The sequence below is a fragment of the Serinibacter salmoneus genome (assembly GCF_002563925.1).
Lineage (GTDB): Bacteria > Actinomycetota > Actinomycetes > Actinomycetales > Beutenbergiaceae > Serinibacter > Serinibacter salmoneus.
On the sequence record NZ_PDJD01000001.1, the window covers coordinates 1,775,537 to 1,791,815 of the forward strand.

Annotated in this window: 11 protein-coding genes; 4 read left to right on the forward strand and 7 right to left on the reverse strand. The window is 72.4% G+C overall.

All coding sequences use genetic code 11. The features are described 5' to 3' along the window. Positions 1-36 precede the first annotated feature (36 nt). The 3 genes from ATL40_RS07975 to ATL40_RS07985 all read left to right on the forward strand — a co-directional run bounded on the left by ATL40_RS07975 (position 37) and on the right by ATL40_RS07985 (position 4,673). Complete coding sequence (locus tag ATL40_RS07975) at positions 37-1,980, forward strand: helicase HerA-like domain-containing protein (RefSeq protein WP_098469078.1); 1,944 nt, start codon at positions 37-39, stop codon at positions 1,978-1,980. Positions 1,981-2,024: 44 nt separating this feature from the next. Further along, on the forward strand, positions 2,025-3,461 hold the full coding sequence (gene argG, locus ATL40_RS07980) for an argininosuccinate synthase (protein WP_098469079.1): 1,437 nt from the start codon (positions 2,025-2,027) through the stop codon (positions 3,459-3,461). 168 nt (positions 3,462-3,629) lie between these two features. Continuing rightward, complete coding sequence (locus tag ATL40_RS07985; RefSeq protein WP_098469080.1) at positions 3,630-4,673, forward strand: linear amide C-N hydrolase; 1,044 nt, start codon at positions 3,630-3,632, stop codon at positions 4,671-4,673. Positions 4,674-4,679: 6 nt separating this feature from the next. Here ATL40_RS07985 and ATL40_RS07990 read toward each other — a convergent pair whose 3' ends face one another. The 6 genes from ATL40_RS07990 to ATL40_RS08020 all read right to left on the reverse strand — a co-directional run bounded on the left by ATL40_RS07990 (position 4,680) and on the right by ATL40_RS08020 (position 13,718). Beyond that, positions 4,680-5,354 (reverse strand): VOC family protein, encoded by a 675-nt coding sequence (locus ATL40_RS07990; protein WP_098469081.1) that lies wholly within the window; start codon positions 5,352-5,354, stop codon positions 4,680-4,682. Between the two features lie 84 nt (positions 5,355-5,438). Then, entirely contained in the window at positions 5,439-8,159 is a 2,721-nt protein-coding gene (locus ATL40_RS07995) for a ComEC/Rec2 family competence protein (RefSeq protein WP_143556901.1), read from the reverse strand. After that, a complete protein-coding gene (locus ATL40_RS15410) occupies positions 8,156-9,112 on the reverse strand; it encodes a helix-hairpin-helix domain-containing protein (RefSeq protein ID WP_143556902.1) in 957 nt (318 codons plus the stop codon). The genes ATL40_RS07995 and ATL40_RS15410 overlap by 4 nt, the downstream gene beginning before the upstream one ends. A gap of 120 nt (positions 9,113-9,232) precedes the next feature. Further along, positions 9,233-10,135 (reverse strand): AlbA family DNA-binding domain-containing protein, encoded by a 903-nt coding sequence (locus ATL40_RS08010; RefSeq protein ID WP_098469085.1) that lies wholly within the window; start codon positions 10,133-10,135, stop codon positions 9,233-9,235. Between the two features lie 4 nt (positions 10,136-10,139). After that, complete coding sequence (gene leuS / locus ATL40_RS08015) at positions 10,140-13,070, reverse strand: leucine--tRNA ligase (RefSeq protein ID WP_098469086.1); 2,931 nt, start codon at positions 13,068-13,070, stop codon at positions 10,140-10,142. Positions 13,071-13,268: 198 nt separating this feature from the next. Beyond that, positions 13,269-13,718: a MarR family winged helix-turn-helix transcriptional regulator gene (locus ATL40_RS08020; protein ID WP_098469087.1), complete on the reverse strand. Its 450-nt coding sequence runs from the start codon at positions 13,716-13,718 to the stop codon at positions 13,269-13,271. A 117-nt stretch (positions 13,719-13,835) separates the two neighbouring features. Here ATL40_RS08020 and ATL40_RS08025 point away from each other — a divergent pair, with 117 nt between their 5' ends. After that, positions 13,836-14,279 (forward strand): Dps family protein, encoded by a 444-nt coding sequence (locus tag ATL40_RS08025; RefSeq protein ID WP_098469088.1) that lies wholly within the window; start codon positions 13,836-13,838, stop codon positions 14,277-14,279. 240 nt (positions 14,280-14,519) lie between these two features. Here the strand turns inward: ATL40_RS08025 and ATL40_RS08030 are convergent, their stop codons facing one another. Next, complete coding sequence (locus tag ATL40_RS08030; RefSeq protein WP_098469089.1) at positions 14,520-16,193, reverse strand: metallophosphoesterase; 1,674 nt, start codon at positions 16,191-16,193, stop codon at positions 14,520-14,522. Between the last annotated feature and the right edge of the window lie 86 nt (positions 16,194-16,279).

Genomic DNA, 16,279 nt, shown 5'->3' on the forward strand with positions numbered 1-16,279 from the left:
ACGCGCGCCGCTAGGCTGCACCGGGGAGGAGACCACGTGAGCACACCAGACGAGGCGGAACTCGCGCGCTTGCGCGCCCAGGCCGCAGCAGCCGAGGCCGAGGCAGCACAGGCCCGCGCGGCCGCCGCCCAGGCGGCACTGGCCGCTGCAGAGGCCGCAGCGGCCGCGGCAGAGGCCGCAGCGGCCGCGGCAGCGGCGGCCGAGACGCCCCCACCTGCCCAACAGGCGCCCACCGGAACACCCACCGAGCCACCCACCCATGGCGACGGGTTCACCCACGGCGAGACTGCGCCGTCGGACACCAGCGACGCCCAGCCCAGCGGCCTGACCGGGTACCCCGCCGAGGTCGCCGCTGCCTATTCCTTCCCCGGCGGCGCGCTGCCGCTGGGGGCTCTCCTGGTCGACGGCGAACCCCTCCCGCCCGCCCAGGTCGCCTTCTCCCTGGGCATGCTCAACCGGCACGGCCTGGTGGCGGGCGCCACCGGCACCGGGAAGACACGAACCCTGCAGGCGATGGCCGAGGGCCTCTCGCTCGCGGGTGTGCCGGTGTTCCTGGCCGACATCAAGGGCGACCTGTCGGGACTGATCACGCCCGGCGCCGCCTCGGAGAAACTCACCGCCCGCGCCTCCTCGATCGGACAGGACTGGGCGCCCACCACCTTCCCGGTGGAGTTCTACAGCCTCGGCGGCATCGGCCCCGGCGTGCCGATCCGCACCACCGTGACCGACTTCGGCCCGCTGCTGTTGTCCAAGGTGCTGGGCCTGAACCAGACACAGGAATCCAGCCTCGGGCTGATCTTCCACTGGGCCGACACCCAGGGACTGGCGCTGCTGGACCTCAAGGACCTGCAGGCCACGATCGCCTTCCTCACCTCGGACGAGGGCAAGGCCGAGCTCAAGGGCATCGGCGGGATCTCCACGGCCACCGCCGGGGTGATCCTGCGCGAGATCGTCGCGCTGCAGGCGCAGGGCGCGGACGCGTTCTTCGGGGAGCCGGCATTCTCCGTCTCCGAGTTGCTGCGCACCCGCGAGGACCTCGGGGTGATCTCGGCCCTGGAACTGCCCGCCGTGGCGGACCGTCCGGCGTTGTTCTCCACGTTCCTCATGTGGCTGCTGGCGGAACTGTTCGCCGAACTCCCGGAGGTGGGCGACCTGGCCAAGCCCCGCCTGGTGTTCTTCTTCGACGAGGCGCACCTGCTGTTCGACGACGCCTCGAAGGACTTCCTGGACCAGGTGGTGCAGACCGTCCGCCTGATCCGGTCCAAGGGCGTGGGGGTGTTCTTCGTGACGCAGTCCCCGCAGGACGTGCCCGCCGATGTGCTCGGTCAGCTCGGCAACCGGGTGCAGCACGCGCTGCGCGCCTTCACCCCGAAGGACGCGACGGCGCTGCGGGCCGCCGTGCGCACCTACCCCCACTCCCCCTACGACCTGGAGGAGTTGCTGACCTCGCTGGGCACCGGGGAGGCCGTGGTGACGGTGATGTCGGAGTCCGGCGCGCCCACGCCGGTGGCGTGGACGCGGGTGCGGGCGCCGCTGAGCCTGATGGCCCCGGCCGAGGACTCCGCGATGCAGGGCGTGATCGACGCCTCGCCCCTGCAGGCCCGGTACGGCACGGCGGTGGACAACGAGTCGGCACACGAGCTGCTGGCGCGTCGCGCGGAGTTGCAGGCGCAGGAGGCGGCGCGTGCCGCGGAGCTGCAGCGCCTGGAGAAGGAGGCCGACGAACGCGCCGAGGCGGCCGCGAAGGAGGCCCGCGCCCGGGAGAAGGAACTGGAGGAGATGCGGCGGCGCCTGGAGCGCGAGGCCCTCACGGCCTCGCGCTCTAGCCGCTCAGCCTCAAGCCGCTCGTCCTCGAGCGGCAGCCGCTCACGCCGCTCGACCAGCGCCTCGGGGTCGGTGCTGGACGGGTTCCTGCGCTCGGCCGGCCAGCAACTGGGACGGGAGATCACCCGCACGCTGTTCGGCACCCGCCGGCGCTGACACCCGTGACTGTATGACTATTCATCATCCTGTATGGTTTTCCCATGGCTAAGGTTCTGACAGATCTGCCCGTGGGTGAGCGCGTCGGCATCGCGTTCTCCGGGGGCCTGGACACATCGGTGGCGGTCGCGTGGATGCGGGAGAAGGGTGCGATCCCCTGCACCTACACCGCTGACATCGGCCAGTACGACGAGCCGGACATCGAGGGTGTCCCCGGCCGCGCGCTGGAGTACGGCGCGGAGATCTCCCGCGCCGTGGACTGCAAGGTCGCGCTGGTCGAGGAGGGCCTGAGCGCCATCGCCTGCGGCGCGTTCCACATCCGCTCCGGCGGCCGCACCTACTTCAACACCACGCCGATCGGCCGCGCCGTCACCGGCACCCTGCTGGTGCGCGCCATGCACGAGGACGGCGTGGACATCTGGGGCGACGGCTCCACCTTCAAGGGCAACGACATCGAGCGGTTCTACCGCTACGGCCTGCTGGCCAACCCGGACCTGCGCATCTACAAGCCGTGGCTGGATGCGGCCTTCGTCGCCGAGCTCGGCGGGCGCACCGAGATGAGCCAGTGGCTCACCGCGCGCAACCTGCCCTACCGCGACTCCCAGGAGAAGGCCTACTCTACTGACGCCAACATCTGGGGCGCCACCCACGAGGCCAAGACCCTGGAGCACCTGAACGTGGGCCTGGAGTCGGTCGAGCCGATCATGGGCGTGAAGTTCTGGGACCCGAGCGTGGCGATCGAGACCGAGGACGTGACGATCGGGTTCGAGGCCGGCCGTCCCATCTCGATCAACGGCGTGCGCTACGAGGGCAAGGAGGCGGCCGTCGACCTGGTCAAGGAGGCCAACGCCATCGGCGGCCGGCACGGCCTTGGCATGAGCGACCAGATCGAGAACCGCATCATCGAGGCGAAGTCCCGTGGCATCTACGAGGCCCCGGGGATGGCGCTGCTGTGGATCGCCTACGAACGGCTGCTCAACGCCGTCCACAACGAGGACACCATCACCACTTACCACAACGAGGGTCGCCGCCTCGGGCGACTGATGTACGAGGGCCGGTGGCTGGACCCGCAGTCGCTGATGATGCGCGAGTCGATCATGCGCTGGGTCTCCTCCCTGGTGACCGGGCAGGTCACGCTGCGGCTGCGCCGCGGTGAGGACTACTCGATCATGGACACCCGCGGGGAGAACTTCTCCTACCACCCGGACAAGCTCTCGATGGAGCGCACCGACAACGCCGCGTTCGGTCCCACCGACCGGATCGGTCAGCTCACGATGCGCAACCTCGACATCGCCGACTCGCGCGGCAAGCTCGAGCTCTACGCCGGGCAGCCGCTGGACCAGGGCCAACTCCTGGTGGAACACGGCACGCTGCTGGGCACCCTGCCCGCGGGCGGCGGCGAGAAGATCGCCGAGCCGGTGGATGACGCCGCCGACGACGCGGCGTTGGACTCCGCGGCGTTCGACTTCGGCGCCGACTGAGCCGGGCGCATCGACGACAGGCCCGGCGGGAATGACCGTGACGGTCGCGCCCGCCGGGCTCAGCCCGGGGCTCGGCTCACCCGGGCTTTCACCCTGGCCACGGGGTGCAGGCTGGGCGCACATGCCTACTCTCGGGGGAGGAACCCCCCGAGACGAGAGTGAGTCGATATGTGCACCCGCGTGATGTGGCCGAACGCGAACGGTTCGGTCATCGTCGGCCGGAACATGGACTTCCACAAGGACCTGATGACCAACATGTGGAAGCAGCCCCGCGGCGTGAGCCGGGATGACGGCGTGGAGGGCACGCTCACCTGGACCGCGAAGTACGGCAGCGTGGTGGCGACCGCCTTCGACATCATCTCGGTGGACGGCATCAATGAGGCCGGCCTGGCCGGGCACGTGCTCTGGCTGGCGGAGTCGGACTACGGCACGCTGGACCCGGAGCGCACCTCGCTGAGCCAGGCCGTGTGGATGCAGTACTTCCTGGACAACTTCGCCACCGTGGCCGAGGCCGTGGCGTGGGTGGAGGAGAACGACCTGCAGGTGGTGCAGTTGGCCGACCCGACCGGCGGCAACCCGCCCGCCATCCACCTCGCGCTGGACGATGCGACCGGCGACTCGGCGATCATCGAGTACACCGATGGGCACCCGAAGGTCTATCACGACCGCGCGTTCACGGTGATGACGAACTCCCCCACCTATGACCAGCAGCTCGAGCTCGTCCGTACGGTGGCCGGGCTCGGCGGGGAGACCCCGCTGCCCGGTTCCACGCTGGCCACCGACCGGTTCGCCCGCGCGTCCTACTACGTGAACCGGCTCGAGCAGCCCGACACGCAGTTGCAGGCGATCGCGGCGATGTTCAGCGTGATCCGCAACGCCGCACAGCCCTTCCGCGAGCCCGACCCGGGCAAGCCGGACGCCTCGCAGACGCTGTGGCAGACCGTGACCGACCTGACGAACAAGCGCTACGTGTTCGGCTCGACGACGGAGCCCAACATCGTGTGGGTGGACCTCGCCGAGCTCGACTTCAGCGAGGGCGCGCCGCAGGAGAAGCTCGACCTGGTGAGCGAACTCGCCCTGGAGGGCGGACTCGCCGGGAACGTGAGTAAGGACTTCGTGGCCTCCGAACCGATGACCTTCATCTCCCTCAAGCTCGAGCGGGAGATGGCGCAGGCCGCGGCGCAGGCGCGCGCCACCGGAGCGCACGCCTGAGGCGCATCAGGTCAGTTCGACGACGCCCCGCGGCCCCTCGACCACGAGGGTGAGCCTCGGGGCGTCGTCGTCCACTGCGGCTGTCACGTGCACCTCGACCCCGAGGACGGCGTAGATCTCCCGGATCCGTTCGGGCTGCGGGTGCGCCACGCGGAGCGCGAGCAGGTCCAGCGTGGGCAGGTCGGTGAGGCCGGGCTGGGTGACGTCGCCCCAGTCGATGAGGAAGGGCACCACGCCCTCGCGCGATCCTCCCATGCCGGAGGTGATGCGCCATTCGAGCAGGTCCCCGGCGGGTGTGCGGCGGGAGAGCGGCCGGATCTCGCCGAGGTCGATGCCGGCAACGCGGGCGCTGGCATGGGTGGCCTCGAACTCGATCGGGTGCGTCGCGAAGGTCGCGAGGCCCGGCGAGGTGCGGTGGTCGATCCCGAAGGTGGGGATCTGCGCGGCCGGGACACCCTGGGCCGGATCCGGTCCGATCACCTCGAGGTAGTGCGGGGCGCGCTCGCCGCGCACGGTGAAGCCGATGAGGTGGTTGGCGGTCCCGACCGGGTGGGCCCCGCCGGGTGCGGCGCGTACCCCGGTGAGGTCGGCCACGTGCTCGACGGCGAGCGCCAGGTCGGGGCCGGCCACCACCACGTGGTCGAGGTCGCGGGGCCAGGGCTGCGAGTCCGGGGTCGTCATGTCCCCAGGATGCGCTGCGCGCCGCGGCCGCTGGTTCCGCCAGGCCGGGTGTCCACCTGCCGAGATCCCTGCTGCGCACCGACCTCAGCACCCGGTGAGGGTCAGCGGCCCGTCCCTCGCGGCGACGGTCATGGGGCCGCATCGATCGGTGCGACCGATCAGGGAGCCGGCGTCCGTCAGCGTGTCGATCACCCAGGAAGCCGGGTGCCCGTAGTCGTTGTCCACGCCGACGCTGATCAGGGCGATCGGCCCCGCCCAGTCCGCGAGCGCCGTCGGATCCTGATCGCCTGAGCCGTGATGGGCGACGACGATCACATCGGGTCTCGCGGGTAGCTCACCGGGCCAGGTGGCGAGCAGGGCGGTGTGCTGGTCGGCTCCGGTGTCGCCGTGCACCAGGGCGGTGAGCTCGGGCGCCCGCAGCCACAGGGTGAGGCTGAGGGCGTTCCCGTCCTCGCTCGGCAGCGTCGCGGCGGCGCGCGGCGTGGGCCACAACGCCAGGAGATCCACGGAGCCGAGGGAGAGCGGCGCCGAGGTGGTGTCCATGGGCAGCACCTCGACGCCGCGTTCGGCGGCGGCACCGGTGAGGGTGGCGAGTCGTTCCTCCTCGACGGCCGGGATCACGAGCCGGTCGACGGCGATGCCTCCCCGGTCCGCGGCGCCGAGGAGCGCGGTGGCCTCCCCGCTGTGGTCGAGGTCGCCGTGCGTGATCACCAGGGCGGCGAGGTGATGCACCCCGAGCGCGGCGAGGCAGTCCGCCACCCCGGAGCCGGGCGGACCGGTGTCCACGAGTACCGCGCCGGGCTCACCTGCAGAACTCTCGCCGTCGTCGCTGACGCCACCGTTGGGCGCGGTACTGATCACCAGCGCCGACCCCTGCCCCACGTCGCACTGGGCGAGGCGCCACCCCGGCGCGATCCACGGGTCCCCCACGAGCGCGCTGCCCCGTACCCATTGCACGAGCACGCTGCGACCCGCGGGCACCGCCACGGCCAGAGTGGCAACCGCCACCAGCGAGACGAGGACCGGGAGCGCCAACCGCAGATCGAGGGCGCGGCGACCCGTCCGTGACCAGCGACGCTGCAGGGCACCGACCACGAGGATCGCCGCCAGCGCGCCCACGGCGCCCCCCACCCCGCCCGGCCACGGCAGCCGACCGCCGGGGAGTGCGGCGCTCACGGTCGCGACGGCCTCGATCCACCACGTGAACGGCTGCGCACACCAGCCCAGCACCGCGGTGAGGCCCGGCTGCCAGGGAGCCGCGAGCGCCGCGCCGAGGGCGAGGACCGTCAGCGGCGCGACCACTGGCGCCACGAGAGCGTTGGCCGGCACACCCCAGGTGGGGATGCCCGGCTCGAGCAGGAGGATCGCGGGCAGGCATCCGACCTGCGCGGCGAGCGGTACGGCGATCGCCGCGGCGAGGACAGCGGGCATGTGGCGCGCGAGGCGTTCGCTCCAGGCGCGGGAGAACAGCACGAGACCCGCGGTGGCCCCGGCCGAGAGGGCGAAGCCCGCCTCGCGCGCGGTCCAGGGGTCCAGCACGAGCAGGCCGATCACCGCCGCGCACAGCGCCGGGAGCCCGCTGGCGCGGCGGCCGAGGGCCACGGCGAGCAGCCCGACGGCGCCCATCGCCACGGCGCGCAACACGCTCGGTTCGGGACCCACGATCCCGAGCAGGCCGATCACCACAGCGACGCCGGTCACCGTGCGTCCTACCCGGCCACGCCAGGGCAGCACGGCCGTGGCGAGGCCGAGGACGATGACGACGTGCGCCCCGGAGACGGCCAGCAGGTGGCCGAGGGCACTGGCCCGCATCGCCGCGCGCAGGTCCTCGGGCACCGCGGAGTCATCACCCACCGCGATCCCAGGCACCAGTCCGTGGGCGTGGCCTGGCAGGGGCGCCAGGGCGTCGTGCAGCCCGAGCCGGGCGCGCTGCACCAGGGCGCGCCAAGCCGGCGCCGGCTGGCGCCGTTCGTGCTCGGCGTCGACATAGGCGAGAGCCTCGACGGCGTCTCCCGGCTGCGCCGGGCGCAGGCTGCCGCGGGTCGCGACCACCTCGCCCGGCGTGACCTCGGACCAGGAGGACCCGCCGATCACGAGCACCGGGATCCGCAGACCCGCGTTCGAGGCTCCACTCGCCGGGTCCGCCACCGCATCCGGGTCCGCGGACAGGCGATTGACCCCGCCGCCCCCGACCACACCGCGCTCGACCACGCTGTTCTCGACCGTGTCGCCGGCAGCTGCTCCGCCGTGCACCCCGAGCAGGGTGGCCTGGAATGCGACCCGGGCCTCGCCGTCGAAACCCCTGCTGATCTCCCGCGGCGCTGACAGTGCGCGCACGAGGATCTCGCCGCGTTCGGCGGTCAGCGCCTGCGCCAGGCCCGCCGTGCGGCTGGTGCTCTGCGCGGCGAGGGAGGCGAGCAGGCAGACGGTGGCGCAGCAGGCGAGGAGGAGCGCCCCCGCGGGCCCGGACCAGGCCGCGCCGTGCCGACCGTGCCCGCGGCGACGGCCGCGTCCGTAGGCCACCAGGGCACCCAGCACGGCGAACAGCACCACCGCCGCACGCTCCCGCGGAGCCATGGCGGTCGCCACCGCGGCGGTCGCCCACACCGCGACGGCCGCCGGGAGCAGCCGGAGGTCGGGCGCCGTCTCCTGCGGGTGCGGTGCCGGTCCCCGCGGCTGCACAGACCCGGGCGCCACAGGCCCCGGCAGCGCCACCCCCTGGGTCCGCGGCACCGACGTTTCCGCCCGGATCGAACCGCCGGGGTCCTCGTCCGTCTCTCCCACGGGAGCGCGAATGCGGCTCATCCCACGCTCACCATCCCCTCCAGGTCGGCCATGACGGCGGGTCCGATGCCCGAGACCAGTTCGAGTTCGGCCACGTCCTGGAAGCCGCCGTGCTCGGTGCGCCAGTCGATGATGCGCTGGGAGAGCGTGGGGCCGATCCCCGGGAGCGCGTCGAGTTGCGCGAGCGAGGCGGTGTTGAGGTCCACGGTCACCCCCTCGCCGCCGGCGCCTGGCTCCGAGCCTGCACCCGCGCCGCCGGCGCCGGGCGGCGCCTCGGGCTGTGCCACCTCCTCCCCCGGTGCCGGCACCCTCACCTGTTCACCGTCGGTCACCACCCGGGCCAGGTTCACGGCCCCGAGGTCGGCCTGGTCGGTGGCACCCCCGGCGGCCTCGACGGCATCGGCCACCCGGGAGCCGGCGGGCAGTTCCACCACGCCGGGAGCACTCACCTGCCCCGCGACGTGCACCACCACGGTCCCCGGTGTGAGCGGGTCCGCGGCCGCGGTCCCCCCAGGGGCAGCGGCCGTCGACGCCTCGGTTGCCGCGGCGGCCTCGCGGTCGAGCCCGGTCGACTCTGGGTCAGGCCCGGCGCCCGCGGAGGAGGCCTCGGGTTGCGGCGCGGCGCCGCCGGAGTCCTCGGTGTGGCCGCCGGCGCTCTGCTCACCCCCGTCACCGCGCTCGAGCGTGTCTGCCTCGGCCGTGCGCACCGCACTCTGGGTGGCATCCGCCGCGACCGCCGCGCGCAGGACCACCACCAGCGTGGCGGTGACCAGGAGGAGGACGACGGCGAGGATCGCCCGGGGCGTGAGCCGTCGCCTGGCCGCGCGCCGGCGAGGGCGCCGGCCGCCGGGTGGCTCGGTGACGCGTGAGGCCTGCTCGTCCCCGCTCTCGGCGTCCCAGGGCGCCACACCCTCGCTGGCGGTGTAGGCGGCGCGGGTCAGCGCCAGGAGCTTCGCACGCTGCAGCAGGGCCATGACGGCAACCTAGAGCGCCGCACGACGGCGCCGCCCACCCGGTGTGCACAACCACCGGGTGGGCGCCCGGCGCCCTCCTGGGGACAGCCCAAAACGGCAAGATCCCGCCGATGTGGCGGCTCACCCCTCGCCGGAGAAGCGCCCCACGGCACGCACCTGGGCCGCGAGGGTGGCGCCCATCCCCATGGGCCAGCGCTCCATCACATACTCGGTGGCCTCGTCCACACTGAGTTGGCGCGTGGAGTTCCCGGTGCGCACCCACAGCTGCGTGGGTGCGCCCTTGGCGCGCAGGTACACCGGGCGCGGGGAGGAGCCGATGTCCACCCGGCACACCGGGTGCATCACCTCCCCGGACGCCTCGAGGCCCGCTGAGGCCCCTGTCTCGGTGTCGGCCTCGCTCGCGGCCACCTGTTCGAAGCTCACCCGCACGCTCGCGGTGGCGTTCTGCCCCAGCGTCTTCTCCAGGTGATCGCGCAGCCACAGCTCGTAGCGGTCCAGGTCCGCCTGCTTCATCAGCGCCAGGTCCGCCTCCAGACCGAGCGCCCGACCGTCGTCGTCCACCCCGATCAGCAGGGTGCCGCCACCCGCGTTGAGGAAGGCGGCGATCGTCTTGGCGATCACCATCTCCATCTTCTCGTCCCGCTTGCCGGTGTGCAGGTTCACCCGGGCGGTGGACTTGAACTCCACACCATCGGACTCCCCGCGCCGCAGGAGCTCCGCGACGCTCGCGCGTTCGGGCTGCTGCAGGTGCGCCACGAGCCACCCGTAGCCCGCGGTGAACGCGATGGACATCCCCAGCGAGAGCACCCACACCAGCGGTGAGCCCAGGTTCGGCGCGGGCGTGAGCTCGGCCAGGAGCATCCCCACGCTGGCGCCGACCATCGCCACCACGATCGAGGTGAAGAAGTTCAACCGGGCGCGGCGGCGCAACACCAGGCGCGCGATGGTCGCGAACACCCAGCCCATCACCAGGGCGAGCAGCGGCCCGAGCGCCACCACCCACAGCGGGACCTGACCGATCATGGCGTCACGGCACGATGTTCACGAGGCCGGGGGCGCGCACGATCACCTTGCGCGGCTCGCCGTCCAGGAACTTCGCCACCGCCTCGCTCGCCAGAGCGGCGGCCTGCAGGTCGGCCTCGGAGATCGAGGGCGCCACCTGCAGCCGGTCGCGGACCTTGCCCTTGACCTGCACCACGCAGGTGACGGTGTCGTCCACCAGCAGGCTCTCGTCGGTGACCACCGGGAACGGCTCGTGCGCCAGGCTCTCGGTGTGCCCCAGGCGCGACCACAGTTCCTCCGCGATGTGCGGGGCCACGGGCGCCGTCATCAGCACCAGCGGCTCCACCGCCTCGCGGGGGGCCGCACTCAGCCCGGTCAGGTGGTTGACCAGCACGATCAGCTTTGCGATCGCGGTGTTCGGGCGCATCCCGTCGTACTCGGCGGTCACATCCGCGATGGCGCGCGCCACCTGGCGCTGGGTCTCCTTGTCCGCGGGGTCCTCGGAGACCACCAGCGCGCCGGAGTCCTCGTCCACCACCAGGCGCCACAGCCGCTGCAGGAATCGCTGCGAGCCGACCACGGCGCGGGTGTCCCACGGCCGGGACTGGTCCAGCGGCCCCATCGACATCTCATACACCCGGAAGGTGTCCGCGCCGTAGGAGGCGTACATGTCATCGGGCGTCACCATGTTCTTCAGCGACTTGCCCATCTTCCCGTACTCGCGCTTCACCACCTCGCCGTTCCAGCGGTAGGTGGCTTCGCCGTCGACCACCTCCTCGACGACCTCCTCCGCGGGCACGTACACGCCGCGCGCGTCGGTGTAGGCGTAGGCCTGGATGTAGCCCTGGTTGAACAGCGTGCGGAACGGCTCGGCGCTGGAGACGTGCCCCAGGTCGAACAGCACCTTGTGCCAGAACCGGGAGTACAGCAGGTGCAGCACCGCGTGCTCCACCCCGCCCACGTACAGGTCCACCCCACCGGTGGTGCCGCGGCTGCCGTCGATCCGCGGCCCCATCCAGTACTGCTCCAACGCCGGGTCCACCGGGGCGGAGTCGTTGGTCGGGTCCAGGTAGCGCAGGTAGTACCAGCAGGAGCCGGCCCAGTTCGGCATCGTGTTGGTGTCGCGGCGGTAGGTCTTGGGCCCCTCGCCTAGGTCCAGGGTGACCTCCACCCAGTCCCCGGCGCGGGAGAGCGGCGACTCCGGCTCGGATGCCGCGTCGTCCTCGGCGAAGGTGCGCGGGGAGAAGTCCGGGACCTCGGGCAGGTCCACCGGCAGCATCGACTCGGGCAGCGCGATCACGCGGCCGTCGGCGTCGTAGACCACCGGGAACGGCTCGCCCCAGTAGCGCTGGCGGCTGAAGAGCCAGTCCCGCAGCCGGTAGGTGGTGGTGCCGGTGCCGAAGCCCTTGGCCTCCAGCCACTGGATGATGGCGTGCTTGGCCTCGGCCACGGCCAGCCCGTCGAGGCTGATCTCCTCGTTGCCCGAGTTGACCGCCACGCCGTCGCCGGTCCACGCCTGGGAGGCGACGCCGTCGTCCGATCCGGACACGACCTCCCGGATGGGCAGCTCGAAGGCGGTCGCGAAGGCGTGGTCGCGCTCGTCGTGGCCGGGCACGGCCATGATCGCGCCGGTGCCGTAGCCCATCAGCACATAGTCGGCCACGAACACCGGCAGCGCCTCGCCGTTGACGGGGTTGGTGGCGTAGCCACCGGTGAACACGCCCGTCTTGGCGCCGGCGTCCGCCTGGCGCTCCTCGGGGGTCTTGGCCTTGGCGGCCGCCACGTAGGCACGCACCGCCTCCGACGGCGTGGCCTCACCCCCGGTCCAGGCGGCCGGCACCTGCTGGGGCCAGGTGGGCTCGGTGGCCAGGATCTCCTCGACCAGGGGGTGCTCGGGTGCCAGCACCACGTAGGTGGCGCCGAACAGGGTGTCGGGGCGGGTGGTGAAGACGCTCAGGTCCTGCGGGCCCGTGGCGGTGGGCACCCGGAAGTGCACGTGGGCGCCCTCGGAGCGGCCGATCCAGTGCCGCTGCATCTGGCGGACCTTCTCCGGCCAGTCCACCCGGTCCAGGTCGGCCACCAGGCGGTCGGCGTAGGCGGTGATGCGCATCATCCACTGGCGCAGGTTGCGCTTGTAGACCGGGAAGTTGCCGCGCTCGGAGCGGCCCTCGGCGGTGACCTCCTCGTTGGCCAGCACCGTGCCGAGTCCGGGACACCAGTTCACCGGCACATCCGCCACGAACGCCAGGCGGTAGTCCGCCAGCACGTCCTCGCGGGCGGCCGGGCTCAGGTCCGCCCACGCCGCGCCGCCGGGAACGGGGCGGGAACCGTCCTGGAACTGCGCGATCAGCGTGTCGATGGGGCGGGCGGCGCCGGTGGAGCCGTCCGGTGCGGTGGCCTCCGGGTCGAACCAGGAGTTGAAGATCTGCAGGAAGATCCACTGCGTCCAGCGCACGAACTCCGGGTCCGTGGTGGCGAAGGATCGCGCGTCGTCGTGCGCCAGTCCCAGGCGGCGCAGCTGACGCTGCATCACCGCGATGTTCTCCTCCGTGGTGATCTTCGGGTGCTGCCCGGTCTGCACGGCGTACTGCTCCGCCGGCAGGCCGAAGGCGTCATACCCCAGGGCGTGCAGCACGTTCTTGCCGCGCATCCGCTCGAAGCGGCCCATCACGTCGGTGGCGATGTACCCCAGCGGGTGCCCCACGTGCAGCCCCTTGCCGGAGGGGTAGGGGAACATGTCCATCACAAAGTAAGAGTCAGGCGCGTGCTCCGTGTCGGTGCCCTCCACCTCGCCGCCGGCCGCGGCGTCGCTGGTCAGGTCGGGGTTGGGGGCGCGGAACGTGCCGAGCTCGGCCCACCGCTCCTGCCAGGCCAGTTCGATCGTGTTCGCCAGCGCGGGCGTGTAGCGGTGCGGCGGCACGTCGGCGGGCGTGGTGGCGGTCGTGGTCTCGGTCATCCTGACTTTCCTTCACGTGAGTTGCTAGGTCGTCGTCGGCTCGGACATGAAAAAGACCTCCCGCCGGGGAGGTCTGCCGCGCCGACAGGCCGCACGGGCCCGCTGATGTCAGCGCGGCCCGGTAAGCAACTCCTGGTGGCTCATGGCGTCAGCCTACTCCCCCCAACGAGCGGGGACCTGCGCGGCCCCGGCGCTCGATCAGCCCTCGCGGCGCGGACCCGCCGCGCGCACCCGGGCCAATAGCGAGCGCAACACCCGCAGTTCGGCCTCGGACAGGTCCGCTGACATGACCCGATGGATCGAGCGCACGTGCCGCCGTCCGATCTCCCGTTGCAACGCCTGTCCCTCGCCGGTCAGGGTCACCATCACCGCACGCCCGTCGGTGGCGCTGGGCCCGCGCTGCACCAGCCCCCGGCGCTCCAGACGCTCCACCAACCGGGACATGCTCGGCTGCGGCAGGTACGTCTCCTCGGCCAGCGCCCCGAGCCGGCATCCGGTGTGCGGTCCCTCGGCGAGCGCGCGCAGCACGTCGTACTCGCGCGGCGAGAGGTCGCCGAAGTCACCGGCCGCCTCGAACGCGTGCATCAGTGCCGAGGATGTGCGCAGCACCTCCCGCCATGCCTGCGTGCTGGCGCGCAGACTCACCATGGGCGACCTCCCGGACCATCCGCGCCGAACTCATGCAGATGCATGGTGCGTGGAACACCCAGCGTGCCACAGTGGTTGGACGTAGTGTCCCCACCCGACCACGACCAAGGAGTGATCATGGCGAACGAAGCCCCCGAGATCGTCAAGGCCAGTCTGCAGCAGGCACTCGTGGACCTCATCGACCTGTCCCTGCAGGCCAAGCAGGCGCACTGGAACGTGTACGGCCCCCAGTTCCGTTCCGTCCACCTGCAGCTGGACGAGGTGACGGACATGGTCCGCGCCTTCTCCGACGACGTCGCCGAGCGGCTGGTCGCCGTGGGCGGACAGCCGGACGGCCGCGCCGCCACCGTGCTCGCCGACTCCGCGGTGGAGCAGTACGAGTCCGGCCCGGTCTCCTCCGACAAGGTGATCATGCAGCTCGAGTCGCGCTTGTCGGCGACCGCCGACCGGATCCGCGGCGAGTTGCCCGAGCTCGAGGCCGACATGCCGAGCCAGGACCTGCTCACCTCCGTGGCCTTCGGCTTGGAGAAGCAGGCGTGGATGTTCCGCGCCTCCCACTGAGATCCGGCCGCTGAGGGTCCGACGCCGAGGGGCGGGTGACGCGTGTGCGTCGCCCGCCCCTCGCGCTCGGGAGGCATGCGCTGGGCCGCAGAACCCTCGTGCGGTACCTGCAGAACCACCTCGCGGTACCTGCAGAACCACCTCGCGGTACCTGCAGAACCACCTCGCGGCACCTGCAGAACCACCTCGCGGCACCTGCAGAAATGCCTCGCGGTACCTGCAGAAATGCCTCGCGGAGGGTCAGTCGCTGGCGCGGGCGGAGAGGTCAGCCACCACGGGCTGCGTCGGCATCGCGGGGAACGTCTCCCACTCCCCCAGCGCGGCGGCGCCGTCGGGCGTCATGCGCACCTCGCGCAGCGCCACCGGGCGCTTGTTCGCGCGGTCGTAGCGCAGCACCGTCGCCGTCGCGTCCGCCTGCAGCGGCCCGATCGGGATGATCCCGGCGGCCGCACCCCCGCTGGACGGTGTCACGTACAGCAGGCCCAGCCCCTCCTGCACCGGTCCCACCCGACGGTGCAGGTGCCCGGTGAGTTCCAGCACCACGCATCCCGAGGGCATCACCCGCGCCCCCACGAACGGGTCGTGGATCGCGAGGATGTCCACCCAGCCCTCCCGGTCCGCGGACAGCGCCCAGGGCGTCCCGGGCTCCGCCACGCCGGCACACGCGGCGCCCTCCAGCCCCTGGGCGAGCTCCTCCCGCGTGGTGTAGTCCCGATACCCGAGGGTCACCGACGTCAGGCGCGGGTCGCGGTCCCCGAGGATGCGCAGGCCCGCCACCTCGATCACCCCGCCGTCCAGCACCTGCCACCCCCGCGCGGCCTCCTGCTCACCGGTGGTGGTGGAGTCGTGGTTCCCGTCCGCCACCACCACCGGCACCTCGGTGAGGTGGTCGGCGAGCGCGTCCACGCAGACCGCCTCCACGGACGAGCCACCCATCGTGGTGTCGCCCAGGTTGAGCACCACCTCGGCGCCCGATTCGCGCGCCATCGCCGCGTACACCGGTCCCATCCCGATGTTGCAGTGGTTGTCGGAGATCAGCAGCACCGTGGCCACATCCGGCACCTGGGACAGGGTGGGCCGCGGGAACACCCCGGGCGGCGCGCTCGGCCGGCTCGGCGCCAGGGCGGTGTCCTGCTGGAACGCGGTCACGACGGCGTCGCGCAGGTCGGCGTAGAAGGTCTCGTTGTCCTCGATCGCCTCCTGCGCGAGTCCGCCGTAGTTCTCCACCAGGCCCGCCAGCCGCCCGGTCAGGCGCACTGAGGAGAGCTCGGGCGCGATCGAGGCGAGGACCGCCGACGGCGTCCCCTGGTCGGCCTGGCGCTGCGTTAGCCCCACGGCCGGGACCAGGGCGAGGCTGACGACGGCGAGGCTCGCCGTGGCCACCGCGAGCCGGCCCTCGGCTGGGCGCCGAGGGGTGGGCAGCGCCGTCGAACGCCTGCGGGTCAGGAACAGCCAGAGCGCGGCCGCCGCCAGCAGGAGGGACCAGATCAGCACGGTGCGTGCCGTCAGTGCCGTGCCGAGCGCCCAGGCGGCGCGCTCCAGGGTGGCGCCCGGTTGGGAGAAGAACGCGGCGTAGGCGGCCACGTCCGCGTCCAGGCCGGCCAGCGGGGAGTCCACGGCGGACAGGCCCGCCGGGATCTCGCCCACGTCCGCCCAGACTCCCAACGGCCAGGGCGCCGGGGAGTCCAGCACGAGGCGACCCAGCGGCCCCAGATCCACGGTGATCGCGTGGTCCGCGCTCAGGTGCAGGTCCACCACGTGCGGCCCCAGCGAGGCGCGCGCGGTGGTCGTCGCGATCGAGGCGATCAGGGCCACCACGCCCAGGGAGAGCACGATCCCCGCCGCGCGCGTGAGGCGGGGGATCCACCGGCGAACCAGGGGCTGAACCCTCTCGATCACCTGCACGCGCCGCATTGCCCTATCCTAGGGAAATCTCGGGGCGATCCCTGCCCTGACAGACCTTCGGACGGAGACGATGAGCGCCTGTAGCGCCGGCGACC

Excerpts from the sequence above, each read along its gene's own strand:
- ATL40_RS07995 (WP_143556901.1), bottom strand. The coding sequence starts at position 8,159 with ATGAGCCGCATTCGCGCTCCCGTGGGAGAGACGGACGAGGACCCCGGC.
- ATL40_RS08030 (WP_098469089.1), bottom strand. The coding sequence starts at position 16,193 with ATGCGGCGCGTGCAGGTGATCGAGAGGGTTCAGCCCCTGGTTCGCCGG.
- ATL40_RS08025 (WP_098469088.1), top strand. The coding sequence starts at position 13,836 with ATGGCGAACGAAGCCCCCGAGATCGTCAAGGCCAGTCTGCAGCAGGCA.
- leuS (WP_098469086.1), bottom strand. The coding sequence starts at position 13,070 with ATGACCGAGACCACGACCGCCACCACGCCCGCCGACGTGCCGCCGCAC.
- ATL40_RS08010 (WP_098469085.1), bottom strand. The coding sequence starts at position 10,135 with ATGATCGGTCAGGTCCCGCTGTGGGTGGTGGCGCTCGGGCCGCTGCTC.
- argG (WP_098469079.1), top strand. The coding sequence starts at position 2,025 with ATGGCTAAGGTTCTGACAGATCTGCCCGTGGGTGAGCGCGTCGGCATC.
- ATL40_RS15410 (WP_143556902.1), bottom strand. The coding sequence starts at position 9,112 with ATGGCCCTGCTGCAGCGTGCGAAGCTCCTGGCGCTGACCCGCGCCGCC.
- ATL40_RS08020 (WP_098469087.1), bottom strand. The coding sequence starts at position 13,718 with ATGGTGAGTCTGCGCGCCAGCACGCAGGCATGGCGGGAGGTGCTGCGC.
- ATL40_RS07990 (WP_098469081.1), bottom strand. The coding sequence starts at position 5,354 with ATGACGACCCCGGACTCGCAGCCCTGGCCCCGCGACCTCGACCACGTG.
- ATL40_RS07985 (WP_098469080.1), top strand. The coding sequence starts at position 3,630 with ATGTGCACCCGCGTGATGTGGCCGAACGCGAACGGTTCGGTCATCGTC.